Source organism: Nostoc sp. 'Peltigera membranacea cyanobiont' 232 (assembly GCF_002245985.1).
Taxonomy (GTDB): Bacteria; Cyanobacteriota; Cyanobacteriia; order Cyanobacteriales; family Nostocaceae; genus Nostoc.
On the sequence record NZ_NOLK01000090.1, the window covers coordinates 25,366 to 31,439 of the forward strand.

At 40.0% G+C, this 6,074-nt stretch carries 5 protein-coding genes; 4 read left to right on the plus strand and 1 reads right to left on the minus strand.

What is annotated here, in order from left to right:
- Nucleotides 1-47: 47 nt before the first annotated feature.
- The 4 genes from CDG79_RS25240 to CDG79_RS25255 all read left to right on the plus strand — a co-directional run bounded on the left by CDG79_RS25240 (nucleotide 48) and on the right by CDG79_RS25255 (nucleotide 4,567).
- A complete protein-coding gene (locus CDG79_RS25240) occupies nucleotides 48-554 on the plus strand; it encodes a hypothetical protein (RefSeq protein ID WP_094344582.1) in 507 nt (168 codons plus the stop codon).
- Nucleotides 555-668: 114 nt separating this feature from the next.
- Nucleotides 669-1,460, plus strand: coding sequence for a YdcF family protein (locus tag CDG79_RS25245; protein ID WP_094344583.1), 792 nt, complete (start codon nucleotides 669-671; stop codon nucleotides 1,458-1,460).
- A gap of 294 nt (nucleotides 1,461-1,754) precedes the next feature.
- Complete coding sequence (locus CDG79_RS25250) at nucleotides 1,755-3,641, plus strand: Mu transposase C-terminal domain-containing protein (protein WP_094344584.1); 1,887 nt, start codon at nucleotides 1,755-1,757, stop codon at nucleotides 3,639-3,641.
- A 5-nt stretch (nucleotides 3,642-3,646) separates the two neighbouring features.
- On the plus strand, nucleotides 3,647-4,567 hold the full coding sequence (locus CDG79_RS25255) for an ATP-binding protein (protein WP_094344585.1): 921 nt from the start codon (nucleotides 3,647-3,649) through the stop codon (nucleotides 4,565-4,567).
- Nucleotides 4,568-4,693: 126 nt separating this feature from the next.
- On the opposite strand, the gene CDG79_RS25260 is transcribed toward CDG79_RS25255, so the two are convergent.
- On the minus strand, nucleotides 4,694-5,929 hold the full coding sequence (locus tag CDG79_RS25260) for a hypothetical protein (protein ID WP_223278311.1): 1,236 nt from the start codon (nucleotides 5,927-5,929) through the stop codon (nucleotides 4,694-4,696).
- Nucleotides 5,930-6,074 lie beyond the last annotated feature (145 nt).

Consider the following 6,074-nt stretch of genomic DNA (forward strand, 5'->3'; position numbering starts at 1 on the left):
AATTACGAACTACGAATTAGTATGTAGTTAATAGCTTTTTTTACTGTATGGCAGACAAAAAGAACGACTTTTTTAGTATTTCTCCCAGCTTCTTTTCTCAGTTGTTATTTGGGGCATTTTTAACATTTATATTAGTAATGACCGGCTCTGCACCAGCCCTAAGTATCTTCTTAGGAATCATGGGCGGTTTCATCCTCAGCTGGATCACAAGTTTAACCAACAATAGCACCCAGGCACCAACTGTAGCCTCTTCTGATGGCGTTGATACAGGACTGAAATACTGGTTATTTTTCATGCTTGGCTTTGTCTATTTGGGGTATCCACCACCTATGAGTATCTTGCTAGGTGGAATAGGCGGTTTAGCTGGAGGCTGGATTACTGCTTGGTGGGGAAGTAAGGAAGAAACTAGAACTCAGTTGCAAGTTGAAGAATCAGAAGAGAGTGAAATTGAACCAACGAACGACAGGATCAACAAAAGGCAAATCAGAAAAACCGCCCGCCGTTACCGTCGCGCTCCTGGAAGTAGTTTCAATTTCAGGTTTTGGGAAAGGTAGGAACTGGGGATTAGGGACTGAGGACTGGGGAATGGGAAAGAATTATTTTAATCTTAATACCCAGTCCCCAATCCTCAATCTCTAATCTTTAATACCCAATCCCTAATCCTCAATATGTTTTTATATCTATCCAAATTACTACCACTATTTTTTTATCCACTCGGATTAGCCTGTGTCAGTTTGGTAGTGGCATTAGTCACATTGTGGAAACGACCGCGCACTGCGGCGATCGCAATTGCTTTTGCTCTAACTTTATTCCTATTTTGTAGTAATGCTTGGATCGCTAAATCATTGGTGCGATCGCTAGAATGGCAAAATCTTCCACTCGCCCAAATACCAAATGCAGAAGCAATTGTGGTTTTGGGTGGCGCAACTAAATCAGCTTTTTTCCCAAGACCTACGGTTGATTTGAGTGAAGCAGGCGATCGCGTGATTTATGCCGCCCAACTATATCGCCAAAAAAAAGCACCTATAATCATTCTTAGCGGGGGGCGCATTGATTGGCGTGGTAGCGGTTCGCCAGAATCGGCAGATATGGCAACAATACTCACATCTATTGGTATTCCATCCGAGGCGATCGTTCAGGAAACTGAATCTCTTAATACTTATCAAAATGCTGTAAATGTCCGAAAAATTTTAGAATCTCGTAATATTAAACAGGTATTATTAGTTACTTCGGCAATGCACATGCCGCGATCGCTTCGGATTTTCCAACGTCAAGGAATTAATGCTATTCCTACACCCACTGACTTTTTAGTTACTCAGGGTGAGCTGCAAGAACTTGGTGGCACTCCCAAAGCCGCTATACTGAATTTATTACCTGATACCGACAACTTGCACCAATTTACCACCGCTTTAAAAGAGTACATTGGTTCTTTTGTCTATCGTTTGCGTGGTTGGCTTTAATAAAGTTATGAGTTATTAATTAAGTGAATCATTCCCAAATTTGTTATTCTCGATTTGTCTATTGTTTGCGTGGTTGGACAGATGGTGTCCATTAAATTATTATTGTCCATTTTAAAGAATTAGTGTCCATTTTTAGGATATCTCCCTAATAAGCCAAAAGCCTTGCTGCAAAAGTATTTGAACCATATTTTTTCTTTGATTATTCTCTTACCACCTTTAAAGTAAACGATGTCATTTTTCTGATAGAGTTTTAAAGTAAATGATGTCATTTTTCTTGGAAGACAGGTCAAGTGTATGTCTACGCGTTCTTTGAGTCAAGGCACTAATCTCTCCGATCATGAGGAAGTTGTTGCTACGGAGCAGGTAGAGGGAAAGCCTTATCTACTGTTTAATGATGATTCGCCAGAGTTTCAGCAAAAGGCTGATGTAATTGATGCCATTGTACAAGCACCTGATAAGAATACTCGCAGGGATGCGATCGCAGAGGCTGCTAAAACACTTGGCAAAAGCATCCGAACTATAAAACGAATGGTTGAGAGAGTTCAAAAAGACGGAGTTGGTACCCTTGCAGTTGGTCGTCAGGATAAAGGGCAGTTTCGTATTAGCAAACAATGGTTCCAATTTATAGTTGAAATTCATAAATGGGGTCAAAAAGAGGGTTCGCGGGTAAATCATAATCAAATTCACGGATACTTGATAGCTTTGGCATCTAAGGGAGAAGAACTACGCTCTAAAAAGTATGCTGAAAAATTCAAACAATACCCAGAGGTATTAAAGGATTTAATAGAGAGAAAGTGTCCCTCTCATGTCACCGTCTATAAAGTTATCAATTTTAATATTGACCAAGAAAGCAGAATAGTTCGCCATCCCGGTTCACCAACAGAAGGACAAATTATTCAGACAACTGAAGGAATTTTAGAAATTACCCATAGCAACCAGATTTGGCAGGTTGACCATACCAAGTTAGATATTTTGTTGATTGATGATGAAGACAAAGAAATTATTGGTCGCCCTTACATAACATTAGTGATGGATAGCTATTCTGGTTGTGTGGTTGGGTTTTATTTGGGATATGAGGCAGCTGGGTCACATGAAGTTGCACTTGCCTTTCGTCATTCAATGTTGCCAAAGCATTACGAACCAGAGTACAAACTGCAAGAAGAATGGGATATTCTCGGTGTTCCAGAATATTTAGTTACAGACCGCGCCAAGGAATTTAAGTCTGCACATTTGAAGCAAATTTCGCTACAGTTAGGTTTCCAACGTCGGCTACGTGCTTTTCCATCGGCAGGCGGTTTAATTGAGACTATATTTGACAAGATTAATAAGGAAGTTTTGTCTTTATATGGAGGATATACCGGATCGAGTATTGAGGAACGCCCTAAAGAAGCAGAGAGAACTGCATGTTTAACACTTGATAAGCTAGAAAGAATATTAGTGAGATATTTTGTAGACCACTACAATCTGCATGATTATCCAAAGGTAAAAAACCAAAAACGTATTAAACGCTGGAAATCAATGCTCTTAAGTGATCCAGAAGTTTTCGATGAACGTGAATTAGACATCTGCTTAATGAAAGTTGCGTATCGGAATGTCGAAAAATATGGTTCTGCCAACTTTGGAGGTTTGGTGTATCAGGGAGATTCTTTAGTAAAGTATGAAGGTCAGAAAATTTCCTTAAGATATGACCAGCGCAATATTGTAACTCTGCTTGCTTATACTCGTCCTCTTGACGGTCAACCAGGAGAGTTTATTGGTATTGCAAAAGCTAGGGATTTAGAAAAAGAAAGGTTTTCTCTGGGGGAATTAAATTGGATTAAGAAGAAGCTTCGGGTGGAAGCTAAGGAAGTTGATAATTCTTCAATTTTGAATGAACGACTAAATATATTTGAGGACGTGGAACAAGAACGTAAAAGTCGTAGAAAACGCCAAAGGAAAGCTCAAGTAAAACAGGAACAAAAGTCTAATAAATCGAAAATTGTTGAAATGTTTCCTGAAAATGCAACACTGGAGGAAACAGCAATAACACAAGAAAATTTTCCGTCTGCCCCTACTACATCGCAAAACGTAGTAAAGTCCATAAATAAACAGGATAGACCTGAAGCTAATCGCACTGCTAAGACCAGACGGCCGAGAGTAGGGGTACAAGATTGGAACCAATTTGTGAAGGATAACTGGTAAGTCAAATGTCAGAGACTAACTTAGCCCATGTACAACCAAAACTTCAGAAGCAGTTTGATGCTAGTTTACAGTCTGCTGAAGAACTGCGTCGCTTACCAGAGATCCAGGCTGAGGTTGAACAAATTGGTAAAGCTGACACTTACCTACCATTAGACCGCGATACAGAATTATTTGACTGGCTTGATGACCAGCGTGATGCAAAACTCTGTGGTTATGTTACATGTGCTACAGGTTCTGGTTTACTAAAAGCTTGCCAACTCTATAGGATGCAATATGTAAAACGGCGAGGGACATTGTTAGAAATTCCTGCGACTGTTATCTATGCCGAAATTGATCAGCATGGTGGCCCAACAGATTTGTATTACTCAATTTTGGAAGAAGTCGGTCATCCGCTTACTAATGTCGGAGCGCTGCGAGATTTACGATCGCGGACATGGGGAACTCTTAAAAGCTATGGTGTCAAAATACTAATAGTTGGTAATGCAGATTACCTAACTTTGGAAGGATTTAACGAATTAGTTGATATTTTTGCGAAACGGCGAATCCCTATTATATTGGTTGGGACTTACTATTTAAGCGAAAATATTCTCGAACGAAAAAGTCTTCCATACGTGCGTGTTCATGACTCATTTTTAGAGCCATACGAGTTTCCCAATTTAACTGAAGAAAATATTATTGAAGTTGTGGACGATTGGGAGCAAAAATTTCTTCCTCAAGATGGTCGCTTAAATCTCGCACAAATGGATAGTGTGATTTCTTATTTGAAACTAAAATCTGGAGGGCTGATTGAGCCTTTGTATGATTTACTTCGTAAAATTGCAATCCTGAAACTAGATGAGCCGTCCTTTGAATTGAGCCAAGCTAATCTGACCAGAAAATTTGGTAGACGCAAGGAACCAAAAGTTAAGTTTCAAAGGAAAGGTTAAAATTTTTTCTTGGTATAACTCTAGAGCTATTGGGAATTGAGCGAAAATAATTTCACCTTTACTTCTAAAAAACTTGTTGGGCGAGTTCTCGGCGAAGAAATGTCGCAGTATTATGCACTTAATCTCTTAATGGATACTTTTACTGCCAACAAAACTCAGTGTTTGTTCAATAGACTTTAGCGCGGATTGAATATCTGTACTCAGTGCATCTGCCTCAGCTTTAATCACAGCCACACCTTTACCAACTTCCGTCAGGGATTTTTTGATAGTTCTGATTCTTCCCAAAGCTGTGCGGATTTGCTGAATCTGTTGTTCAACAGCAGTCACATCCAGTTCTGATTCAAAGGTACGCAATTTATTTAACCTTTGCTGGATCACCAAAAAGCGGATAGCAATAATTAAAAATGGATGAGTTGTGGCAATCCAATAACCGGACTCCGAAACTCCCTCTGCCCAATCACCAATTTCCTGGGCTAATCCCTCACGCGAATAACTTAAAAAAATTGCGGAATTTGCTGAACGCCGCAGCATTGCTGACTGTAAATGTTGAGTTATTGCTTGCCGACCAAAAGGTTTTGAGGGTCGTTTTCTAGCTTCAATCACTATTGACAGTTCAATTACAGCTAACGATTTACTAGTGAACTTTAGGAGAATATCGCCAGTATCCCCATCACGACCAATATGCTCCACCTCTACCCCACTCAACTTTGACCAATTTCGCAGTTCGACAACAACTGATTCTTCATAGTTGATGCCTTTTGCAGTTGTCTGCTCAAGTACTTGTTGTGTCACCTGTTGATCTCGAATTTCTCTAGTCAATTTTTCTACTTGTTCGGTTAATGGTTTCACAGACTCAGAAACCACATCTTTAACTGCCGCAGCTAGAGTACCATTTTGTTTAGTGGCATTTATTAATGCTGCTTTAAATGCGCCTTGAATTGAATCAGAGCGTTTGGCATCTAATAGTTGACGTAATGAATTTAAAAAGCGGCCAACAACAGAAGTTTCTCTGGCGGGGTCTATTTCGAGTGTAAGCAAAGTGCTGACGCTATTGAGTTTTTCAGTGAGGATGGCTGAAGTCAGATTAATTTGAGTTTGCAGTGGAGCTAATAATTGACCATTATCTGTGCCTACTTGATTAATTAATTCCTGCTGGAAAGACTCTGCAATTACCTTGACTGCCTGCTGAAACTCCACCAACAAGGATTCCATCTGTTGCTTGATTAATTCGTTGCCATGACGAGTTTGAGCAGTTTGCAAGCAAAGAAATCCTAACTCAAAAGCATCCCGGCAAATATCCTCGTATTCTGACTGAGGAAATTGTTGTAAGTAGCTGATGGCATTTTTGAGAGGGATTGCCAAGCGATGAATCAGGACATGGCTTTGGGTCAATTCAATACTGGAGGGCAGGTAATAGGAGTCATTGGTGGAGCGGTTCATGGAACAGTGGGTAGGCTGGTGACGATAAATTGCACCCTACTACCTATTTTTTATGTCAGTCAAGGTG

Excerpts from the sequence above, each read along its gene's own strand:
- CDG79_RS25240 (WP_094344582.1), top strand. The coding sequence starts at position 48 with ATGGCAGACAAAAAGAACGACTTTTTTAGTATTTCTCCCAGCTTCTTT.
- CDG79_RS25245 (WP_094344583.1), top strand. The coding sequence starts at position 669 with ATGTTTTTATATCTATCCAAATTACTACCACTATTTTTTTATCCACTC.
- CDG79_RS25250 (WP_094344584.1), top strand. The coding sequence starts at position 1,755 with ATGTCTACGCGTTCTTTGAGTCAAGGCACTAATCTCTCCGATCATGAG.
- CDG79_RS25255 (WP_094344585.1), top strand. The coding sequence starts at position 3,647 with ATGTCAGAGACTAACTTAGCCCATGTACAACCAAAACTTCAGAAGCAG.